22 protein-coding genes are annotated in these 21,947 nt (G+C 53.6%); 9 read left to right on the forward strand and 13 right to left on the reverse strand.

What is annotated here, in order from left to right; genetic code table 11:
- Positions 1-8: 8 nt before the first annotated feature.
- The 3 genes from msuE to A918_RS0105935 are packed head-to-tail and all read right to left on the reverse strand — an operon-like array spanning position 9 to position 1,616.
- Complete coding sequence (msuE, locus tag A918_RS0105925) at positions 9-569, reverse strand: FMN reductase (protein ID WP_022710168.1); 561 nt, start codon at positions 567-569, stop codon at positions 9-11.
- A complete protein-coding gene (locus A918_RS19625; RefSeq protein WP_051138996.1) occupies positions 566-1,240 on the reverse strand; it encodes a glutathione S-transferase family protein in 675 nt (224 codons plus the stop codon). The genes msuE and A918_RS19625 overlap by 4 nt, the downstream gene beginning before the upstream one ends.
- Before the next feature lies 1 nt (position 1,241).
- Complete coding sequence (locus A918_RS0105935) at positions 1,242-1,616, reverse strand: helix-turn-helix transcriptional regulator (protein WP_022710170.1); 375 nt, start codon at positions 1,614-1,616, stop codon at positions 1,242-1,244.
- A gap of 254 nt (positions 1,617-1,870) precedes the next feature.
- On the opposite strand from A918_RS0105935, the gene A918_RS0105940 reads away from it, so the two are divergent.
- The 4 genes from A918_RS0105940 to dctP are packed head-to-tail and all read left to right on the forward strand — an operon-like array spanning position 1,871 to position 6,734.
- The gene (locus A918_RS0105940) at positions 1,871-2,707 is read left to right on the forward strand and encodes an ABC transporter substrate-binding protein (protein ID WP_022710171.1); all 837 of its coding nucleotides are present in this window, start codon (positions 1,871-1,873) and stop codon (positions 2,705-2,707) included.
- 39 nt (positions 2,708-2,746) lie between these two features.
- A complete protein-coding gene (locus A918_RS0105945; RefSeq protein ID WP_022710172.1) occupies positions 2,747-3,877 on the forward strand; it encodes an LLM class flavin-dependent oxidoreductase in 1,131 nt (376 codons plus the stop codon).
- Positions 3,878-3,879: 2 nt separating this feature from the next.
- Complete coding sequence (locus tag A918_RS0105950; RefSeq protein WP_028233450.1) at positions 3,880-5,709, forward strand: TRAP transporter large permease subunit; 1,830 nt, start codon at positions 3,880-3,882, stop codon at positions 5,707-5,709.
- Between the two features lie 26 nt (positions 5,710-5,735).
- Positions 5,736-6,734 (forward strand): TRAP transporter substrate-binding protein, encoded by a 999-nt coding sequence (gene dctP / locus A918_RS0105955; protein WP_022710174.1) that lies wholly within the window; start codon positions 5,736-5,738, stop codon positions 6,732-6,734.
- Between the two features lie 53 nt (positions 6,735-6,787).
- Here the strand turns inward: dctP and A918_RS0105960 are convergent, their stop codons facing one another.
- Positions 6,788-7,816 carry a sugar-binding transcriptional regulator gene (locus A918_RS0105960; protein ID WP_028233451.1) on the reverse strand — a complete coding sequence of 343 codons (1,029 nt, stop codon included), beginning with the start codon at positions 7,814-7,816 and terminating at the stop codon, positions 6,788-6,790.
- A 164-nt stretch (positions 7,817-7,980) separates the two neighbouring features.
- Between A918_RS0105960 and A918_RS0105965 the strand changes: the two genes are divergently transcribed.
- Positions 7,981-8,733 carry a hypothetical protein gene (locus A918_RS0105965; protein ID WP_022710176.1) on the forward strand — a complete coding sequence of 251 codons (753 nt, stop codon included), beginning with the start codon at positions 7,981-7,983 and terminating at the stop codon, positions 8,731-8,733.
- A gap of 48 nt (positions 8,734-8,781) precedes the next feature.
- On the opposite strand, the gene ptsP is transcribed toward A918_RS0105965, so the two are convergent.
- From ptsP to A918_RS0105990, 5 genes are all read right to left on the reverse strand, one after another.
- Complete coding sequence (ptsP, locus tag A918_RS0105970) at positions 8,782-10,752, reverse strand: phosphoenolpyruvate--protein phosphotransferase (protein WP_022710177.1); 1,971 nt, start codon at positions 10,750-10,752, stop codon at positions 8,782-8,784.
- Positions 10,753-10,778: 26 nt separating this feature from the next.
- Positions 10,779-11,159 (reverse strand): PTS glucitol/sorbitol transporter subunit IIA, encoded by a 381-nt coding sequence (locus A918_RS0105975; RefSeq protein ID WP_028233452.1) that lies wholly within the window; start codon positions 11,157-11,159, stop codon positions 10,779-10,781.
- A gap of 86 nt (positions 11,160-11,245) precedes the next feature.
- Positions 11,246-12,238 carry a PTS glucitol/sorbitol transporter subunit IIB gene (locus tag A918_RS0105980; protein WP_022710179.1) on the reverse strand — a complete coding sequence of 331 codons (993 nt, stop codon included), beginning with the start codon at positions 12,236-12,238 and terminating at the stop codon, positions 11,246-11,248.
- A 16-nt stretch (positions 12,239-12,254) separates the two neighbouring features.
- Positions 12,255-13,055 carry a PTS glucitol/sorbitol transporter subunit IIC gene (locus tag A918_RS0105985; protein ID WP_022710180.1) on the reverse strand — a complete coding sequence of 267 codons (801 nt, stop codon included), beginning with the start codon at positions 13,053-13,055 and terminating at the stop codon, positions 12,255-12,257.
- A gap of 54 nt (positions 13,056-13,109) precedes the next feature.
- Positions 13,110-13,544: a transcriptional regulator GutM gene (locus A918_RS0105990; RefSeq protein WP_022710181.1), complete on the reverse strand. Its 435-nt coding sequence runs from the start codon at positions 13,542-13,544 to the stop codon at positions 13,110-13,112.
- A 205-nt stretch (positions 13,545-13,749) separates the two neighbouring features.
- Here A918_RS0105990 and A918_RS0105995 point away from each other — a divergent pair, with 205 nt between their 5' ends.
- Positions 13,750-14,397: a hypothetical protein gene (locus A918_RS0105995; protein WP_028233453.1), complete on the forward strand. Its 648-nt coding sequence runs from the start codon at positions 13,750-13,752 to the stop codon at positions 14,395-14,397.
- 108 nt (positions 14,398-14,505) lie between these two features.
- Here the strand turns inward: A918_RS0105995 and A918_RS0106000 are convergent, their stop codons facing one another.
- The 4 genes from A918_RS0106000 to A918_RS0106015 form a co-directional block, all read right to left on the reverse strand.
- Positions 14,506-15,837: an acetoin dehydrogenase dihydrolipoyllysine-residue acetyltransferase subunit gene (locus A918_RS0106000; protein ID WP_022710183.1), complete on the reverse strand. Its 1,332-nt coding sequence runs from the start codon at positions 15,835-15,837 to the stop codon at positions 14,506-14,508.
- Between the two features lie 2 nt (positions 15,838-15,839).
- A complete protein-coding gene (locus A918_RS0106005; protein ID WP_022710184.1) occupies positions 15,840-16,838 on the reverse strand; it encodes an alpha-ketoacid dehydrogenase subunit beta in 999 nt (332 codons plus the stop codon).
- 7 nt (positions 16,839-16,845) lie between these two features.
- The gene (locus A918_RS0106010; RefSeq protein ID WP_022710185.1) at positions 16,846-17,883 is read right to left on the reverse strand and encodes a thiamine pyrophosphate-dependent dehydrogenase E1 component subunit alpha; all 1,038 of its coding nucleotides are present in this window, start codon (positions 17,881-17,883) and stop codon (positions 16,846-16,848) included.
- A 69-nt stretch (positions 17,884-17,952) separates the two neighbouring features.
- Positions 17,953-19,272 carry an NAD(P)H-dependent oxidoreductase gene (locus tag A918_RS0106015; protein ID WP_022710186.1) on the reverse strand — a complete coding sequence of 440 codons (1,320 nt, stop codon included), beginning with the start codon at positions 19,270-19,272 and terminating at the stop codon, positions 17,953-17,955.
- A 391-nt stretch (positions 19,273-19,663) separates the two neighbouring features.
- Between A918_RS0106015 and A918_RS0106020 the strand changes: the two genes are divergently transcribed.
- From A918_RS0106020 to A918_RS0106030, 3 genes are all read left to right on the forward strand, one after another.
- Positions 19,664-21,073, forward strand: coding sequence for a PTS galactitol transporter subunit IIC (locus tag A918_RS0106020; protein ID WP_022710187.1), 1,410 nt, complete (start codon positions 19,664-19,666; stop codon positions 21,071-21,073).
- Between the two features lie 71 nt (positions 21,074-21,144).
- Positions 21,145-21,606, forward strand: coding sequence for a PTS sugar transporter subunit IIA (locus A918_RS0106025; RefSeq protein ID WP_022710188.1), 462 nt, complete (start codon positions 21,145-21,147; stop codon positions 21,604-21,606).
- A 23-nt stretch (positions 21,607-21,629) separates the two neighbouring features.
- Positions 21,630-21,917 (forward strand): PTS sugar transporter subunit IIB, encoded by a 288-nt coding sequence (locus A918_RS0106030; protein ID WP_022710189.1) that lies wholly within the window; start codon positions 21,630-21,632, stop codon positions 21,915-21,917.
- The last annotated feature ends 30 nt before the right edge of the window (positions 21,918-21,947 follow it).

Consider the following 21,947-nt stretch of genomic DNA (forward strand, 5'->3'; position numbering starts at 1 on the left):
TGAAATGCTCACTCAGCCGCCTGTTGCTGATAATGATGGCCGGAAACCACACGCACGGCTTCGGAAACCGCCTGCGCAATGCGGTTCTCGATCAGCGCATTGCTGAGCGTACCATCGGTAAAATCACGATCCGAGACATAGATTGCAGTCGGCAGGGCAAAAGCCTCAAAGAATCCGAATAGCGGGCGCAACTGATGCTCGACGATCAGCGAATGGCGGTCACCGCCGCCGGTTGCAGCCAGAATGACCGGCTTGCCACGCAGTAATTTCGGATCAAGCAGATCGAAGAAATGTTTGAACAGTCCCGTATAGCTGCCTTTATAGGTCGGAGTACCGACAACCAGCAGATCCGCAGCGGCAATTTCATCCACAATGTCAGAAGCCTGCTTGTCAAGCTGCGACGGCCAGCGTGCAGCAGGAAACGACGCTCCCAGATCGGCAATATCATAGACAGATGACACACCGCCGAGGGCCAGAGCTGCCTGTCCGGCAATATGTTCAACAAAGCCACGGGTTTTGGACGGGCTGGTCAGGTTGCCGGAAAATCCGGTTATGCGGGGCGCACTCATAGTCTTTCCTCAGAACTTTCAGAATTTTCATGTGTCAGCGGGGGCGGCAAAGGAATCTCCCCCGTAAAAACCGGCACGCGATAGCCGCGCTGCACAGCTTCCCGTTTGGCGATTTGCAGATACCAGCGCCGGACGGAGGGATAATCATTGAGATTAATTTTATGGCGTTCAAAACGTGACACCCACGGCCAGACCGACATATCGGCAATGGAATACTCTTCTGCCAGATAATCTTTGCCGTTCAGATGCTGCTCCAGCTTCTCGTAAAGCCGCTTGGTTTTACTTGCGAAAAGTGCGGAGGCTGCCGGTGCCACGTCCGGATGATAGGTCAGGAAATAATGCGCATGGCCAAGTGTGGGACCTAAACCGCCAACCTGCCAGAACACCCATTCCAGCACCGCATAGCGCTCAGCGCCTGATGTTGGCAGAAACCTGCCGGTCTTCTCTGCGAGATAGGTCAGGATTGCACCGGATTCCAGCAATGTCAGCCCGTTTGAATGATCGACAATCGCCGGAATTTTAGAGCCCGCACTGATCTTGCGAAAGCTATCCGAGAACTGCTCACCTTTGGTCAGGTCGATTGCATGCGCCTGATAGGGCAAGCCAAATTCTTCCAGCGCAATGGAGGTTTTCAGCCCGTTGGGCGTTATCCATGTGTAGAGATCAATCATATCAGTCAAACATCAGGTCAGGCATCGCATCGGATGTTTGGCGGCTTGTCATATTCCGTCCGGTCACATCTTCCAGCCCGTCAAAAATCTCCCGCAACCGCAGCACAATTTGCTCAACACGCGGGTCGGACACACTATAGATCATTGTCTTGCCGTCGCGTCTGCAGGCAATGGCACCTGCCTCACGCAGAATACTCAATTGTTGCGACAGGCTCGGCTGCGGAATACGCAGTTCCGCTTCCAGCTCACCGACCTGCGCTTCCTGCTCCATCAGATAACAAACCAGCGCCAGCCGGTTTGCATTGGCAATCAGCTTGAGCAGGTCACTTGCTGTAGTGACGGAACGGCATAAACGGGCTGCAACCGGCTTGGTCATTAAACCTCTCATTATAACCACACGCAAACATTATATAAAAAAATATATTGATAGCTGATATTAATCAATATGTTATAAATTCAAGCGTTAAAAATTATGACCTGCGCGCATGCCAAAAACTAGAATAATCCGTTACAAAGCCGCACAAAATTAGAACAGCCCGCTTTGGCTTTCATTTTACAAAAACGTAAATTGTATCTCAGTACCACAGGCGGATAATTCCGGTTTCTGCCTGTCTTCTGAAAGGGCAGTTTATGAAAATCGGTGTTCATCCCAGCAATCTGCATCTGCGTATCGCACAGGTCTGGCCTGATGCCTTTGCCCCACTGGATGGTGAGTTTGTTGCCTATCGCGAAGGGCGCGACACCGGCAGACTGATTACAGAAGGCAAGATTGATTTTGGCGGCACCGGCTCAACCCCGCCGATCACTGCAGCTCTGGACGGGTTGCCTGTCAATTATATCGCCGCCTCCGCACCGCGCCCTGCCAATGGCGCAATTCTGGTGCGCGCTGACAGCCCGATCAAATCCACATCTGATCTGAAACACCGTCGCATCGGGCTGGTGGACGGCTCTTTCCAGACCTATTATCTAGCACGCAATCTGGAAGAGGCCGGTCTCAGCCTCGCCGATATTGAACGCGTCGAACCGGAAGTGAATGATGCCCTGCCAGCTCTGCTCAACGGTCGTGTTGATGCGTGGATTGCCATGGCACCGCGTCTGGAAAATGCCCTTGAGCGCGATGATATCCGCCTGCTCTCGCGCTGCGGCTCTACTATTCCCAACCGCTCTTTGTTCTGGACGCTGGAAAGCAGCGGGCTTGATGCCCAATCCCGCCTGAAAATTGCGCAGGAACTGGCACGGATCGGCCGTGAAATCACAGCAGACCCACATCAGGCCGCCCGCAGGCTGGTGGAAAGCGGCGCAACGGAAGCCAGTCTGCAAGGCTGGGAAAAGGTGATTGCCTCACGCGATTTCACTGTCATTCCGGCGGATAAAACCATTCTCACAGAACAGCAGACAGAAGCAGAAGTTCTGCATCGTCACGGGCATTTTGACCGCCTTGCGCAGATTTATCCGCAGGCTGCCTGATCGCACCCATCACCGCAATTTACGAATACGGACAATGATATGAATATTTTCTGGTATATGTGCGCACCTGACGGTGCTTATCCGTGGAAGCCTGAAGGTTCCCGCAAGGTTGATCTCGGCTATTACAAGCAGCTTGCCATGGCCTATGACCAGCTGGGCTATACCGGCGCACTCTTTGCCACCGGCGCCCATGATGTATGGGGATTAGCCAATTCGCTGCTGCCTTATACAGAGCGGCTGAAATTTCTCGTTGCCATCCATCCGGGTCTGATTGCGCCGACTTTGCTTGCCAAAATGGCTGCAAGTTTTCAGGAATTTTCCAACGGCCGCCTGTTGGTCAATGTCGTATCGGGTGACGCCAAAATGCTCGGTGCCTATGGCATGAACATTCCCCATGATGAACGCTATGACATGGCCGATGAATATCTGACCATCTGGCACAGACTGTTTGCCGGAGAGAGCGTGGATTATCAGGGAAAATATTTCACCACAACCGGTGCCAAACTGGCACTGCCGGTGGGTGATACGATTACCCCGCCGCCGCTCTGGTTCGGCGGCTCCTCCGATAAAGCGCTCGATGTTTCCGCCAAACATACCGACACCTACCTGTCATGGGGCGAAACACCGGAGCAGATCGGAGCTAAAATCGCCAAGGTCAAAGAACGCGCCAAACAATTCGGCCGTACTATGCAATATGGCATCCGGCTTTATGTGATTGTGCGTGATACTGATGCCAAAGCATGGGAGGCCGCCAATGATCTCTATGCCCAGATGGATGCCGCATCCATTGCCGCCAATCAGCGCTTTGTATCCAACACGGATTCCGTTGGTCAAAAACGCATGAGTGCTTTGCATGGCGGTGTTAAGCCTGAGAACTTACGTGATCTGGAAGTAGCGCCAAACCTCTGGGCAGGTATCGGTCTTGTGCGTCCGGGTCCGGGTACTGCAATTGTCGGCTCACCGGATACGGTGCTCCGCACACTGGAGGCCTATCGTGAAGCCGGTGTGGAAACATTCATCCTCTCCGGCATGCCATTGCTGGAAGAAGCCTATCGTTTCGGGGAAACTGTGCTGCCGCGTCTTGATGTTTCAACAGAAGTAAAGCAAGCAAAGAATTACACATGGTCAACACTGTTTGACCGCGACCTCTCCAAGGCAGTTCCGGCTTGATGATGAGTACAGTGAAGACCTATCCCGCGATCGCAATAACACCGGTGCAATCCTTTGCCAGAACAATGCTGACCGGCATTGAGAATCTGCTGGGTGCAATCTGTGCCGCGCTCCTTGCCGCATTGCTGCTGATTGTGCTGACAACAGTGGTGTTGCGCTACGGATTTAATACCGGTCTTCTCGGCTCTGAAGAACTGGCCACATGGCTCTATGTTGCATTGATTGCCTTTGGTGCGCCGCTGGCAATCAATTCGGCACTGGCGATGCGGCTTGATCTGGTGACATCCCGTCTCTCGCCTTCGGGTCAGCGTGGCGCAGCTATTATTGCGGACACTTTCACGCTGATGAGCGGGCTGATCCTCAGCTTCGGCAGCGCGCGGATTGCTGTGCTGCTTGGCGGCATTTCTCCGACACTCGGCCTGCCGGAATGGATACGTTTCGGTTTTCTCGGTCTCGGCGGGTTCTTTATTCTGATTGTGCTGGGGCTACAGCGCATCAGCGAGAATAAAATACCGGATCTGCTGATTGCCGGTCTGCTGGCAACGGCGCTCTATATCGCGGTCAGCCATATCCATATTGATACGGATTTAAGCCCGAGCATTGTGCTGGGTCTGATTGCTCTGGCCGGACTGCTGGTTGCAGCGCCCTTGCCCCATGCATTTCTGGCCGCCGCCTATGTTGCCATTGCCTTTGGCAGCACCTTGCCGGAACCGGCTGTGGTGTCTTCCACCGTGACCGGTGTTTCCAAATTCCTGCTGCTGGCAATTCCGTTCTTTCTGCTGGCGGGCAGCCTGCTTACCGCCGCAGGCATTGCGCAGAAGATCGTGCAATTTGCCTCCTCACTTGTCGGCCATCGCCGTGCCGGACTGGCACAGACCACATTGCTGACCAGTGTGCTGTTTTCCGGTGCTTCCGGCTCTTCTGTCGCCAATGCGGCCTTTGGCGCTGCAACCTTCCAGCCGGAACTGGTGAAGCGCGGCTATCCGCCTGCACAGGCCGGTGCAATTATTGCGGCAACTTCTGTGCTGGATAATGTAATCCCGCCATCTATTGCGTTTCTTATTCTGGCAGCAGCAACCAATCTCTCTGTCGGCGCATTGCTTGTCGGCGGTTTTTTTGCCGGTGCGATCATGGCTGCCTGCCTTGCCGTCGCCATTCATCTGACCGTGCGTGAACAGGTAACACAGCCGCGTGCCAGCGGACAGGAACGCCTGCATTCAGCCATCGGTGCCATACCGGCTTTCGGCCTTGGAATTATAGTGGTTGTCGGCATCCGCATGGGCGTTGTCACCACCACAGAGGCCGCAGCCATTGCTGCGCTCTATACATTGGTTATGGCACTGATCGGCAAAGTCGGCATCACTTCGCTCTATGATATTTTCAGGCAATCCGGCAAAGAAGCCTCTGCAATCGGCTTACTTATCGGCACGGCCAGTCCTTTCGCTTTCCTGCTGGCGGTCGATGATATTTCCGGCACGATTTCCGATCTCGTCAGCGGTCTTGGCGCGAACCCGATCATCATTCTGATTGCCATCAATCTCGTATTGCTGGTTGTCGGCCTTGTGCTGGATATTGGTGCTGCCATTTTGCTGTTCGGCCCGATCTTTCTGCCAATTGCCGTTGCTGCCGGTATTGATCCGGTGATGTTCGGCGTCATTCTCGTGGTCAATCTGATGATCGGCGGACTGACACCACCGGTCGGTATGCTGGTCTTTGTGGTCAGCGGTGTGACTCGCCTTCCCGCCACGGCTCTTTTCAAAGCCATGACACCCTACTTCATCGCCCTTCTGTTTTCTCTCGTCATTCTCGGCGCATGGGCTTTGCTCATCTGACCTGCACTCATAAGGATCCTCCCGCTATGATTACGCTTAACCGCCGCCATTTTCTGCGCACAGCCACGCTCGGCACTGCCACCGCCCTTGCCATGCCTGCCCTCATCCGCACGGCACAGGCCAAAACCGCCATTACTATCGCCTCGCTATTTGGCGACGACAAACCGGAAACAAAAATCTGGCTGAAAATCCGTGATCTCGTGGAAGCAAAACTGCCGGGACAATTCCGTTTCAATATCGTCAAAGACAGTGCTTTGGGTGGTGAAAAGGAAGTGGCTGAGGGTATCCGCCTTGGCTCAATCCAGGGCAGCCTCTCCACCGTTTCCGCACTATCCGGCTGGGTGCCGGAGCTGCAAATTCTTGACCTGCCATTCTTGTTCAAAGATGCTGACCATGTGCTGAAAACCGTGCAGGGCGAGACTGGCAATGATCTGAAAGAAAAGCTCAAAGCGCAGAACTTTATCGCTACCGGCTTCATCAATTACGGCGCACGGCATTTGCTGACTAAAGAAGCCGTGACCAAACCGGAACAACTCAAAGGTAAACGCATCCGCGTTATTCAAAGCCCGCTGCATACAAAACTCTGGAGCAATTTCGGCACCACACCTGTGGGTATTCCGATCACCGAAACCTATAATGCACTGGAAACCGGTGTGGCCGATGCGATGGATCTGACAAAATCAGCCTATGCGAGCTTCAAGCTCTATGAGGTTGTGCCGTTTGTCACGGAAACCAGCCATATCTGGGCGTCGGGTGTGGTCTATTTCTCTGCCAATTTCTGGAACGGTCTCAATGCCGAGCAACAGCAGGTGCTGCAGGAAGCATCACAAGAAGCCACCGGCTATTTTAATCAGCTGATTGTTGATGATGAAAGCGTGGCAATTGCCAAAGCCAAGGAACATGGTGCGCAGGTTCTGCAGCCGGAAGATTACGACCAGTGGCAGGCCGGTGCAAAAACCGTATGGGATGATTTCGCACCGGTTGTCGGCGGTATCGACCGCATCAATGCGATCAAAAATCTTTAACTCACAGACCGGTCAGGACGTCCCCCTCCTCAGCCGGAGGGGGCGTCACAGCTTTAATTGCCGGCCTGATATTTCTTCAGCATTTCTGCGGCGCTGATTTCATCAGTGATGAAAACAGTCGGCTTCAGCAGTTTCATTGCACCGAGCAATGCCACCACTTTTTCCGGCCCGCCGGAGGTGAGGATACGCACCGGAGCTTTTTGCAACTTATCCATGCTGACCGACATCACGCGCTCATGCACCGGATCGGAAACGATCTCGCCATTGCGGTCATAAAAATGGAACAGCATATCGCCCACTGCGCCATTCTCGATCAAAGAACGTTTCTGCGCTTCATCAATCAGCCCGACGCGATAGGATGTGCTGCTGGCCGTCTCAATACCGCCGATGCTGAGCAGCACCATGTCCAGATCATCAGCCATTTCGAAAACATCTTTCAGGCCGCAGCGTTCAACCAACGCCTCGCGCGTTTCCTGACTGTCAACCAGTGCCGGTGCGGGGATCAGATAGCCCTCGCCCTGAAAAATCTGCGCGAATTGCCAGGCAAATTCCGGCGGATTGAACCGGCGCGGCTGTGCAATTCCGCCGAGTAGCGAAATCACTTTAAGATCATTAAGACTACGCGCACCGATATGCTGCAGAGTGCCGGATAATGTGCGCCCCCAGCCCACACCAATGCGCATGCCGTGCTGTACTTTCTCGGAAAGATAGGCACCGGTAGCAGCAGCAATCGGCACAATCGGGTCAGTCTCCGGCGTTGACAACGGTGCAACGATTGCCCGTTCCAGCCCGAAGGTCTGCTCCAGCATTCTTTCCAGCGCAGTCAGACCGGCCAGCTTGCCTTCAATCGTGATCTTCACCTCATTGCGGGCACGGGCTTCGGCCAGCAGCCGCACAATCGTTACACGACCGACACCAAGCACATCCGCAATGTCATTCTGGGTCATCTGCTCGACATAATACATCCATGCCGCGCGCGTGCGCAGCCGGTTGGTTTTATTCTCGCTGGCGACGCCTTCTGATCCGACGATAAATTCCGGTGTTTCCTGAACATTACCCGATTTGCGCTTTGTGCTTTTCAACCCAATTCCCCGAATATTTTGCACATACTTATACGACCTGCTGAAAGACTGGCCGATAAGCAGGTTTTTCTGCGCGCAGCTTATTGCTTTTTCAGCCATGAAGAAACAATAATCCCGTCATCATTTCGGGTTATACCCGCATCATGCGCGCAGGATGAACGACCATGCATCAGGACATTCCGAACGACATCGCCGTCAGTATCAAAGACAAGCTGCGAGGCCTGCGTTATGCCCTGCGCCGTACCCGTCACGGCCAGAATGAGGCTCCGGAACCGGCAATCTTGCCGGATATTGTCCTCAACCGTGCTGCACATGTTGCGGCAATCGTGATGGACAAAGCATTCAGCACCGCTGAAAATATCTCGATTTCTCTGGTTTCCGACAATCCGTCCATTCATGACACTGCGCCGGATGTGCAGGGTTTGAACTTCTATTTCACAAGCGGGCAGGAAGGGCAGCGCGCGTTTCATCGCGATATGTATTATCTGACCAAGGCCGTGTTGCGCCGCAACAAAGCAGAAAACGTGCTGATTCAGGAAGCCGTTTTCATGTCGGTCTATAATCATATGAAACAGCGCTATAGTGCGGATATTACCCGCCTGCATGACCCGAAAACTGATGTGATCCAGCAGACTGCCCGATTGTGCACGGCGCTGTTTCAGGAAATATTGCGCCAGCAGCCGGTGCGCCAGTCCAGCAGTCTGTCCGAACAAGCCCTGATTTCAGGCTTTGCGGCCATTAGTCTGGCCTGTGGACTGGCAACGGCCAAACCGGTCGATATGGAAAATATTGATAATCTGGAAAGCGCCCTGCTGGCAGTGGAAGCACGCGGCGAGCGCATTCTTGAAAGCCTGCACAACAAGGATGAAGCGGCTCTGCAAAAACTGTTTGCCACACTGATTTTTCATCTGCCGTAAAGGCAAAAAACACCGCTGCAACATTGCGTTTTGCAGCGGTGTTTAAATTTATTTAAGCTCAGAAATCAGCTTCTTTGCCCGCGGGATGGAAGCGGGACTCATGCTCAGTTCTGTCAGCCCCATGCGGATAAATTCTGCAATCAGATCCGGCCTTGCTGCCGCCTCACCGCACATTCCCACCATAATACCGGCTTGCACGCCTGCTCTTGCAGTCATCTCGATGGCAGCCATGACCGCCGGATGTGAAACATCATTCAGCTTGGCAACGGTTGGGTTAAGCCGGTCTGCAGCCATAACATATTGGGTCAGATCATTGGTGCCGATTGAGAAGAAAGCGGCTTCCTGTGCCAGCTGTTGTGCAGCAAAAACAGCAGCAGGTGTTTCAATCATCACACCAAGGTCAAACTGACCGCAAGCCTTGCCCTCACTGAGCAGTTCTTGTCTGCATGTCTCAATCAAAGCTTTGGTTGCGCGGATTTCCGCCACATCCGAGATCATCGGCAGCATGACTTTAAGCTGACCATGCACGGCAGAACGCAGCAGGGCACGCAGTTGCGGCTTGAAAATATCCGGCCGGTCAAGACACATACGGATACCGCGCCAGCCGAGAAACGGATTTTCCTCCTGCGGAAATTCAATAACGGCAATCGGCTTGTCCCCGCCAATATCAAGCGTGCGTACAATCACAGGATAAGGTGCAAAAGCTTTCAGCAAGGCTGAATAGGTTTCCGTCTGCATATCCTCCGATGGCAGATGCATATGCTTCATGAACAGCAGCTCGGTACGGAACAGGCCGACGCCCATCGCACCGGCAGCCTGCGCCACCTCAATCTCTTCCAGCGCACCGAGATTGGCCGCAACCTCAATCACCGTACCATCGGCCCGCTGCGGGATCATGGTGCGATAGGCTTCCAAAGCCTGTTTTTCAAGCTTCGCGTCTGCAATACGCTGCTTGAAATCCGCACAGATTGCTTCATCCGGATCCGGCGCGACACGGCCTTTGCTGCCGTCAACAGCAATCTGCTTCACATCTTTCAGCTGATGCACCGCTTTACCCAGACCGAGCACCGCCGGAATACCATGGGTGCGGGCAATGATCGCCACATGGGACGTTGCGCCGCCATGACCACAGACAATCGCACCGATCTTTTTCAGTGGTGCGCGGGCGAAATCCCATGCACCGATATCTTCAGCGATCAGAATAGCGCCATCCGGCAAGGCTTCCAGACTGATATCCTGCTGCCCAAGAAGTGCCAGACAAATCTGACGGCCGACAGCCTGCACGTCATCGGCACGGGCGTTGAGATAAGGGTCATCAATCTCTGAGAACTGACGGGCAACGGCTGCACTGGCACCGAGCATGGCGGAGAGCGCATCCAGCCCGCCACGGATCAGTCCTGTTGCTTCATCAAGCAAAGTTTCGTCCGCAGCAATATCCTTCAATGCCGCAATAATACCGCGATCGCTCTCGGCAAGATTATCCGCTTTCAGCTCCGCATCCATACGCTGCTGAACATGCGCGACAGCATCATGAAAACGGGCAAGTTCTGCGGGTATTTCAGAGGTTTTCAACGTGCGGTTATCAGCAGAGATTTCCGGCGGGAAAAACGGATAGGCCTCACCAATTGCCACGCCTTCACTGGCGGCAATACCGGTGATGAAACCGGTCTCTTCCGGCTCTGCCAGCGTAACAGCCGGAACTATTGGTTCAACAGATGCAGGCGCGCTCGCAACAACAAGAGCATCCGCATTTTCATCCAGACCCGATAGCGGATTTTCCAGATAGCCGATCAGCGCTTCCAGTGCCTCAATCGCATCCGCACCTTCGGCACGCACGGTCACCGTGTCATTTTCCTTAACGCCGAGCAGCATCAGCTTCACGGAGCTTTTTGCGCTGACGCTTTTGTCCGCTTTAGCAATCTCAATGTCCGATTCAAAGCTCTTGGCAAGCTTTACAAAGCGGGTAGCCGGCCGTGCATGTAAACCTTCATGCACCCGTACGATTGTCGAGCGTTCCATGCTATACCTGTTTCAATAGTCTGAATTTATGCGTGAATGATAATCGCGGTACCGGTCTGCAATTGCGCCACCAGCGCCTGCGTATCCACTTCGGAAGCGCAAATTTCTCCCGGACGCTCAGTGCTCTCGGCACCATTGAACGAAATCACCACATGGCCGATATCCAACACTTTCTGCCATGCGCTGGAGCCGACAGAGGTAATCGTCGCCTCCAGCGAGCCGATGCTGATCCTTGCGCCGGTTGCAGGGGCTTCAGCAGACGGTTGGTCTTCCACCGCATGAAGCACAGAAACCTCTGCCAGTTCTGACGGAGAGCCGTCAGCAAACAGGATAACAACGCCGCCTTCAGCCAGATCCGCCACTTCAGGACCCACAGCGGTAATCCGCGTTTTAAGAGAAATTGTCATAATGGCGGAACCTTTCAATCTATTCTGCTTTGCAAGAGCGGCCAGTCATTGGCGACCAGACCGCTCTTTGTATTGTATGTGTTAGTTTAAAGAACCATCAGGCTCACAGCCCATGCAATCAGCACCGAAACCGGCCCCATGATCTGACGGCTGATAAGAACCGCAGGAACACCGATCTCGATGGTTTTCGGCTTGGCTTCACCCAATGCCAGACCAACCGGCACGAAGTCACAACCGACCTGCGTGTTATAGGCAAACAGTGCAGGCAGAGCCATTGCCGGAGCAATTGTACCATTGGCAATTTGCGGCCCGATAATTGCCACACCAACCACCTGCGCAATCACCGCACCAGGTCCGAGAACCGGTGACAGGAACGGCAGGCCGCAGATTGCGGAGAGGATCAGCAGGCCTATAATATTATTGGCAAGCGGCCCCAGCGGCTGTGCGAGAATATCGCCGATGCCGGTATAGAGGATGAAGCCGATCAGCATGGTAACGAAAGCCATGAACGGCAATACGTTACGGATAACCTGATCGATGGTACGGCGACCGGCATTAAAGAATACGCCGACAATACCGCCCATTACACGGCCAACACTGCTGATAAAGCCGATCAGACCGCCCTCAGAAGGTTGTTCAACCGGTGCAGCAGCTGGTGCCTCAGCCTTGGTCTGTGTCGCAGCGGCAGCAGCTGGTGCGGAACCATCTGCAAGGGCAATATTTTCAGACTTCACACCCGACACATAGATATCTTCGGTAATATACTGTGCCAATGGTCCTGACTGGCCGACCGGCATCACATTAACCGTCGGAATACGTTTGCGCGGATACACACCGCAACGTGCCGTGCCGCCGCAATCCACGATTACAACAGCCATTTCGCTTTCAATCGGCGGGCTTTTAAAGCCGTCAACCGCTTCAGCACCGGTCAGGTCTGCAATCTGACGGGCAATCGGGTGAATACCGCCACCGGTGACAGAAACAACCTTGTTGCGCTGTTCGGTCGGCTGAATGGTCAACGGGCCGCCCCAGCCGCCGGAACCCGGATTAATTGTTACGGATTTATAGGTTTTTGCCATGTTCCCCTCCCGCCCCTCAGAGCTCAATGCCCTGACGGCGCGCCATAATGGCGGTAATACGTTCTGTCAGCATACCTTTGAGCAGGATCACTACGAGACCGACCAGCGCATACCAGATCGCCACAGTGATATGATAACCGCCCGGCACTGCGCCCTTCTTTTCCAGCTCCAGCAGAGCCACAAGAATGCCGCCCCAGACAAAATATTCGCCCGGATTGATATGCGGGAACAGGCCAAGCGGCGGATGCACATAGGAAACCGCAGCATCGTAAAATGCAGGCTTATGCTTTTCTTCGAGAAACGACCCGAATGTATAGGCCATCGGATTGGTCAGGAAGAAAACAGAAAGTAAAGGCAAAACCGTATAACGGGTCAGCGCGATACGTCCGGCACCGCGCGCCAGACCATGCACGCGCTTTTCTCCCACCAGTTCGGTGATCGCGTAGAAAGCGGTCATCAGCACGATCAGTGTCGGGATGATGCCGGTAACAAAGCCGGTCAGAACCTCGCCGCCCTTCTGGAACACACCGATAAAGTGTTTACCCAAAGCGGTAAGCCAGCCGAGCTGTTCTTCCTGCTGCACATTTTGCAGGCGTTCACGGAACTGATCGACAGTGATATTGCCACCGGTTGCAGCCGCTGTTCCCGTATCGGTGCTGGCTTGTGCCAATACCACGAGATCATTGCCACTTTGCTGCACCGCCATTTTGCTGTGCAGCCCTGCGTTTAACACTACGTCGGATACCAGCCCCCCCGCATGATGCAGGGATTGCATGGTGACGTCGGCATGTTGTGCCAACATTGCTGTAATTGACATATTACCTCCCTGATTGCCGCACCGGACATGCGGCCTCCCCTACTCTTTTTTAGTTCAGGCTTCCGCTGTCTTCAGACCGGTTAGTCCGGTCTCTCCGTCAGACGTATCAGCCAGCCTTTCGGCCTGTTCGATTGCAGAACGCACCGCATGTGCCACAGCCGGCTGAAATGCGTCCTGTTCCAGCTGCTCCCGCAATTGGGTCAGTGTCAGCCCTTCAAAAGCATCACGACGGGTGAATTTGGCAAAGACTGTACGACCGCTCATCTCCAGCAATCTGCGCACAACCAGATCACGATCCACCACGATCAGAACAATAACGCCCTTACCGAAACGCCCGCGCACATGACCGGCACCAACATATCCGTCTTTGTATTTATTGCTGATGCCCTTCATGACATCGGTATAGTGACGCATCTGGAACCAGACACCCAGCGACTGGAAACCCCAGAGCAATGCCAAAGCTAATAATGCCCATTGCCATATCGCCATACGATATCCTCCCGACTGCCTCTGAACCCGTCATCAGCTCATTCTCCCGAGTGAATTAGAGAACATTTGTTTTTTTCAATGTCAATATGTATAATTCATTACACGCAGGTCAAAGCGAATGGACCATGACATTTCTCCTGTCATCGCTTATGATTACTGTCAATAAAGTGCCCGCATAAAAGACCGATACAAGAAAGAGCTCATGATGGATCTGCTATTCAAAAACCAGATGGCAAATGTGCCTGATTTACGGCACAGGCTGCGTCAACTGCGCTGGTTTCGGGCGACTTTGCGTAAACATGCCGGTCTGATTACCGAAATGACCGGTATGCGCTATGATATTGATGAAAAACGCCTGACGGAAGCCTTTCTCAACTGGATCGAGCTGGTCAATCAGAACAAGCATTATGCTGCTGTTGACCGCAAGGATTTCATTATTTTTGCCGCCGGTCTGGTTCTTAAAGAACTGATCCGCCTCAGCCCCGCCAGAGCCGTGAATGCGCCGGATAAAGTTCTGACCGGCGAGATGGAAAATTTGAACGAAATCATCGGTTTCTGGCCGGAAGGTTTTCTCTATACCAATTACTGTATCTGTGCGATTGCCGCGATACAGGAACAGGAATTCGGCATAAGCCCCGATATCGACCAGAGCGCCAATGATCTGCGCACCTGGTGGACGTATAAAGAAAATGCGTCTGAAATGCCGGGTTTTGCCATCGCCTTTCTCGACAAGTTTTTGGGACAGGAACCCAATTGGGTGATGCCGGATTTTGCCTCGGCACGCGCGGCAGTGCAGCGTGCACTCGGCGCAGACAATCCTGCCGTTGCACTCACGCAGCCATCACAAAATTAAAATAAAAAATCCCCCGCAGGATGGAAAGGAAAGCCTTGCATCCGGCGGGGGTGGATCAGAAAAACAGGCTATACAGAGGGAACGGTATGCAGCCTGTTTTCTGCAATTTTATTGTGCTGCCCTGCTGCACTCGCTGATGATACGCAGCACAGCATCACGCTGCTCCAGCTGAGGCATATGTCCGCAATTGCGGAACACATGCACACCAACTTCTCCCGGCAGGCCATGGGCATGAGCCACGGGAATAATGCGATCCTGCGCACCGAAGATCAGCCGTACAGGAATTGCCAGCCCCTCAAGGCTTGAGCGGATTTCAAATGTCTGCGTATTGTCCGCACATAAATGCGCCGCCATACCGGCCTGTGCTTCGCGCAATTCCGTATCCTGAGCCTGCGCAACCGTTGCATTGATGAAGGCTCTGGAGAGCATATTCTCATCGGCAAACAGTTCTTTCAGCCAGGGCACAATGCTTGCTTCACTTTTGGCCTGCACCAGACCGTTGAGGAATGCACCATTGATCTGCGGGCCGAGACCGGCAGAGGAAATCAGCACCAGCGAGCGCACATCAGCAATGCCGCGCGCGGCTGTGACAGCCGCAACAGCGCCACCCATCGAATGACCGACCAGAATACAGGCTTCAACTCCATGCGCTGCCAGTGTTGCTTCCACACTGGCCGCAATCGCATCAATACTCTCCGGCACGTAGCGTGGTGAGCCGCCATGGGCTGGCAGATCAAGCGCCAGAACCGGATTGCGTAAAGTACCGCCGGCCAGCAACATACGCCAGCTATTGAGATCTGACGCGAAGCCATGGATCAGCACAATCGGCAGCTGCCCGCTTTCACCTTGGCGCAACCAGACAGCATTGAGCGCAGCTTGCGCCGGAGATGTGACAACCGGACGAGGTACAGTGGCCTGCACCGGCGAAGCAGCAGGTGCCGCAGCCGCCAAATTGGACTCTATGTCTTTCTTCTGAATCCGGCCTTTAGGACCGGAGCCCTGTACCGCACTCAGATCAAGACCTGCATCTTTTGCCAGCCTGCGCGCCAGCGGTGTTGCACGAATGCCTGCAATTTCAGTCTGTGCAACCGGCGCGGGGGTAACAACCGGCTGCACAGCGGGGGCTTCAGAGACTGAAGGCGATATTTGCGGTTCAACAGCCGGTTCTGAAACCGGTTTGCTGGCAGCTTTCCGCTCCTCGCCTTCAGCATAAATCCATGCAACAGCCTGACCGACCGGCACGACTGCGCCTTCCGCAGCAGACACATCGCCGAGAATACCGGATGCCGGTGCATCCACTTCCATAGCGGCTTTGTCTGTTTCAATCTCAAACAGCAACTGACCTTTGGTGACCGTATCGCCATCCTTGGCGTACCAGCGCGAAATCTGGCCGGTCTCCATATCCATATCAACTTTAGGCAGGATGACTTCGACAGCCATGACTAGCGCGCCCCCTTCACAAGTTCACGGGCGCTTTTGAGAATATCCGGCACCTGCGGCACCGTTGCCCGTTCAAGATCAGGATTATAAGGAATTGGTGTTTCCGCACCGCCAAGACGAATGATCGGAGCATCAAGATAATCAAATGCATCGCTTTCAGCGACAAGCGCACTGATTTCAGCGCCGATACCCAATGTCTTGACCGCCTCGTAAACGCACATCAGTTTCGAGGTTTTCTTCACACTGGCAATAATGGTTTCGCGGTCAATCGGGCGCACGGAACGCAGATCAATCACTTCAACATTGATGCCTTCTTTGGCCAGTTCAGCAGCCGCATCCAGCGCCTTATGCACCATAATTGCCGAGGCAACGATGGTCAGGTCTGTACCTTCACGCACCACTTTCGCCTTGTTAAGCGGCACGGTGTAATAGCCTTCAGGGACTTCGCCCTTCATTTTGTAAAGCAGCTTATGCTCGAAGATCATCACCGGATCAGGATCTTCAACCGCTGCCAGCAACATGCCCTTCATATCATAAGGGGTAGACGGCTGGACAACTTTCAGACCCGGCACATGACCAAGCCATGCCTCAATGCTCTGGCTGTGCTGCGCTGCGGCACCGGTGCCGGAACCGGCAGGAAAGCGCATCACCAGCGGCACGGAAACCGCGCCGCCCAGCATGTAACGGATTTTTGCCGCCTGATTGACGATCTGCTCCATTGCGAGCGCCGCAAAATCAGAGAACTGGAATTCAAAAATCGGACGCATACCGGTCAGTGCAGCACCGACGGCAACACCGGCACCGCCAAGCTCGGAGATCGGCGTATCCATCACGCGGTCTTCACCGAAACGATGCACCAGATCGCCGGTGACCTGAAAAGCACCGCCGTAAACACCAATATCTTCACCCATCAGGAAAACGCGTTCATCGCGCTCCATGGCGATTGCCATCGCTTCCTGAATAGCCTGCGAATAACTCAACTCACGGATTGTCGTGTCCATTTTTCTATCAGTCCGTGTATACGTCGCGTGTCAGATTGGAGAGATCCGGTGACGGGCTGTTCTTGGCGAACTCGATAGCGTCAGCGATCTCTTTTTCGACATTGGTGCGGATTGTTTCAATTTCGGCATCATCAATGAGGCCGTAGGTTTTCAGATCGGTCTCAAAGCGGGCAATCGGATCACGATTGGTTGCCCAATCCTCGATCTCTTCCTTGGTACGATAACGGTTGCGGTCGCTCTTGGAATGGCCGCGCAGGCGATAGGTCTTATTCTCGATCAGGGTCGGCCCCTCACCGCGACGCGCACGTTCAATCGCCTCATGAGCAGCTTCAGCCACGTCAGAGAGATTATTACCGTCAACAATCACACCCGGCATATTATAGGCCACCGCACGGTCAGCAATATTTTCAACCGCTGTCGAGCGTTTGGTCGAGGTTGACATGCCATAGCCGTTGTTTTCACAAACAAAAACCACAGGCAGCTTCCAGACCGAAGCCATATTCAGTGCTTCGTGAAACGCGCCCTCATTGTTGGCCCCGTCACCGAAGAAGGAAATAACGACCTTGCCGTTTTTCTGTTTCTTGGCCGACAGCGCAGCACCCACAGCAATCGGAATACCGCCGCCGACGATACCATTGGCACCGAGATTGCCCTTGGAAACATCCGCAATATGCATGGAGCCGCCGCGGCCCTTACAATAGCCGGTTTCCTTGCCGAAGAACTCGGCAAACATGCGGCCGATATCAGCACCTTTAGCGATACAATGCCCGTGACCGCGATGGGTCGAGCCGATCATGTCATTTTCTTCCAGCGGCAGGCAGATGCCCATAGCGCTGGCTTCCTGCCCGATGGACAGATGCATGGTGCCGTGAATAAGACCGCGGGTGTAGCTTTCTTCCGCGCCTTCTTCAAAGCGGCGGATCAGATACATTTTATGCAGCGCTTCTTTCAGCTTTTCCGGTGAATATTCACGGAAAGCAAAAGGCAGATTGCGCAAATCACCCTTCGCACCATCGTCCGTCTGAGCCTTTTTGACCTGAGCCATCAAAGTTTACTCCTCAAGGCACTCATCAGAACGGGGGCCTGATGAGGCCATATATCAAATTCAAAAATGTCAGGCGCCGTAGACCAGCTTGTCCTGACGGGCGCGCAATTCTGCGATCTTGGAACCTGCTGCCACAGCGGCATTGGCATAGGTGATCAATTCACCTTTTTTGATCGGTGCAGTAACGACACCGCCCTGCAGCAAACCACATGGAATGGCTTTAGCGGCGCGGGCTTCACCGGCCGTCATGATCCATGCGCGGTAGCAATATTCACCGATGGCATCGAGGGTTTCACCGACCGCCATATCCTTCTTGGCAACAGCAGCGACTTCCGCCACCGGCTTATCCAGCGGCACCATGTCCGGCTTGCCATAGAGCACGACGCGGGCGCAGGTCAGCGGCACTTCCAGCGAGGTCAGGTGATAAGGACGATGGAATGTGAAATACGGGCCTTTGCCCATTTTCAGGTCTTCCATGCGCTCGGAAATACGCGGATGGGACATGTCAGCGACAACAAACACGCCCGGTGCCACGCCCTTGCCGATAGTATAATCAACCACGCCCACACGAGAGAGCACGCCGCCATCTTTTTCAGGGATCAGTGTTGAGGAGAGCTGGTCGAGGGTTGCCGCAGGGCCGTGCATACCGGCTTTGTCCGGTACCAGACCGGTGGCATTGGCGATTGCCGCCATTTCAACCATGGTTTTGGAACCATCAACGAATTCCACCAGCATGCGCACATTCATATTGCGGCGAATGGCTTCTTCCATATAGGCGTCCGGCACGGCATCAATATTGAGCGGATTGTTCTTACCTTTACCGGCAGCAACAATCGGGTGCCCCATAGCAGATACGAACTCAATCAACTCCATACAGGAAGACGGCTCGTCACCGGCACCAAGTGAATAGGTAACGCCGAGGCGATCCGCTTCGCTTTTCAGATAAGCGCCGATGGTTACATCAGCTTCAACATTCATCATGACGAGATGCTTGCCGTGCTCCATGGCACGCAGACCGATTTCCGCACCGACGGCAGGCACGCCCGTCGCATCAATCACCACGTCAATCAGATCATTCTCAAGGATCAGATCGGCATTGTCGGTAACAGCAACTTTGTGCGCTTCCATAGCAGCAGTCAGATCGGATGCCGTATTAACCTCGCGGCCATGACCGCTTTCCTGAAAAGCAATATCGACAGCTTTCAGCGCATTCGGCACTCGCAATTCGGAAATAGCACCAATCTCAATACCGGGCATATGCGCAACACGGGTCACAATATCCGTGCCCATTTCACCTGATCCGATCAGGCCGATACGAATTGGCCTGCCGCTATCAGCACGGGCCTTCATATCGCGGGCAAGCCCTGTCAGCGCAACATTGGTGGTCATGAGTTCCTCCTGAGAGCGTTTTGGGTGCTTGACGCTCTGTCTGATTTTATCAGTTCTATAATCGGGTATTGAACATTTGTATTCAAGTCAATACCTCTGTTCAATTCATCAGCAGTAAAACAGTCGCAGGTCACGGCACAGAAGTGCAAAATCACGCCGCAGCAGCGGCACTAAAACCAATGAGTGGCATCAGGGAAAAATTCTGATCTGCGTAAATTTCTGTATATTTTCCGCTAAAAACACGGCTTATTAAGAGCGAAATTCTTCAGGTCATATTTGCCCCCGATTGACTTGGATATAAATTTCGCAGATACACTTTGGTATTAACTAAAAAACAAATGTTGCATCACAACATAATAACGCTCTTACATATCCCGGGAGGCTTGGAGATATGAATGAATTCCTGAATGGCTTGAAATCCGCGATTGATACACTGGGGCCAACAGTCCTGCTGCCAATCGTGATCTTTATTATCGCCGTCATCCTTGGGGCAAAGGTCGGCAAGGCGTTTCGTGCCGCCGTCACCATCGGCGTTGCCTTTATCGGTATCAATCTGGTGCTTGGCCTGATGTTCACCTCAATCGGTGAAGTGGCTCAGGCAATCGTTACCAATACCGGTATCAAGCGTGACATTGTTGATGTGGGCTGGCCTTCTGCCGCCGCCATTGCCTTCGGCTCTTCCGTCGGCCTGTGGGTTATTCCGGTCGGCATCGCGGTCAATATTGCATTGCTGCTGATGCGCTGGACACGCACACTCAATGTTGACGTGTGGAACTTCTGGCACTTCGCCTTTATCGGCTCGCTCGTTGTCGCTGCGACCGACAATCTGGCCTATGGTATTGCCATTGCAGCACTGGTTGCCGCGCTGTCGTTGCTGTTTGCCGACTGGTCAGCGCGTGCCGTTCAGCAATTCTATGATGTACCAGGCATTTCTGTTCCGCATATTGCATCGGCGCAAATTCTGCCGATTGCCATTGTCGTAAACTGGGTTCTCGACCGTATTCCGGGCATTAACAAAGTCAATATCAGCACAGAAACCATTGAACGCCGCTTCGGTGTTTTCGGGGAGCCGGTAGTGCTCGGCTTGATTATCGGTCTGGTTCTGGGAACCATCGCTTTCTACAATGCCGGTGATTTCGGCACGGTACTGGCTAAAGTTCTCGGCACCGGTATGACACTGGCCGCTGTAATGCTGCTGCTGCCGCGCATGGTGAAAATTCTGATGGAAGGCCTGTTGCCGGTATCCGATGCCGCGCAGGAATTTGTGCGCAAGCGCACCGGCGACCGCGAATTGCTGGTGGGCCTTGATTCAGCAATCCTGATCGGTCATCCGGCTGCGATTTCTTCATCGCTGATCCTTGTGCCGATTGCCATCCTGCTCTCGGTTATCCTGCCGGGTAACCGCGTTATCCTGTTTGCTGATCTTGCGGTTATTCCTTTCATCGTGGCGCTTACCGCCCCGCTTTTGAAAGGCAATGTGTTCCGCATGGTTATTGTCGGTACAATCACGCTGACAATCGGCTTCTATGTGGCTAATGCTCTGGCACCGCTGTTCACCAGCGCCGCCGTCTCTTCGGGCTTCAAGCTGCCGGATAATGCTTTGCAGATTACTTCGGTGGTCGATGGCTTCCTGTGGATTCCATATGTTATCATTGAAGCAATTCAGTGGCTTGGCGTTGCCGGTATCGGCGTGCTGGCTGTGGTTGTGGCTGCTCTGTTTGTACTCTACCGCCGCAATACGCTGGCTTGGGAACGTGCAGCCGGTGCCGCTGATGAACCTGCAGATCAGGCCGCAGCCTGATAATCATCTCAAGCATTTACCCCGTTATCGCGGGGTAAATGCACAATATTCATAGTAAACGGAGAAACAGGATGGCTACCAGCCTCTTCAATTCCCTTACAGCTGACGCAATTCTGCTCGGCGTTGAGGCAAAAACCAATGAGGAGGTTATCCGTCTCCTGGCCAGCCGGTTGCATCAGCTCGGCTATGTCAAAGACAGCTATGCCGATGCGGTTGTGAAACGGGAACAATCCATGCCGACCGGCCTGCCGCTGGAGCGCACTGACAATGTGGCTGTGCCGCATACTGATCCTGAGCATGTGCTGAAAGCAGCAATTGCCATGGCCACGCTGAAAACTCCGGTTGATTTCGCAAATATGGAAGATCCGGATGAAACAGTCGGCGTCGGCACAGTGTTCCTGCTTGCCATCAATGATAAGGACAAGCAGATTGAAACACTGCAATCTATCATGGGCGCAATTCAGTCACCGGAGATTCTCGACGGGCTGAAACTGGCACAGACAACAGACGACCTTAAAAAACTACTCGGTTAAATAATATTATAAGGAGCGACCTCATGGCTAAACAGAAAACCATTCTCTTTGCCTGCGGCACCGGCATCGCCACCTCAACAGCGGTGAATGCCACTGTAACCGAGGAAATGAAAAAGCGCGGTCTCACTTTCAACGCTCAGCAGGCCAAAGCTACGGAAGTGCCGTCTCTTGCTGATAATGTGGATTTCATCGTCTCGACCACACCGATTTCAGCATCTGTGACCAAACCGGTCATCAAAGGTCTCGCCTTTCTGACCGGTATCGGCAAAGACAAGGTTCTGGATGAAATTGAAGCCGAATTGCGCAAATAATTCACGCTCCGGAAACAAAAAAGCCCCCCC

This window comes from Pseudochrobactrum sp. AO18b, from assembly GCF_000409565.1.
Lineage (GTDB): Bacteria > Pseudomonadota > Alphaproteobacteria > Rhizobiales > Rhizobiaceae > Pseudochrobactrum > Pseudochrobactrum saccharolyticum.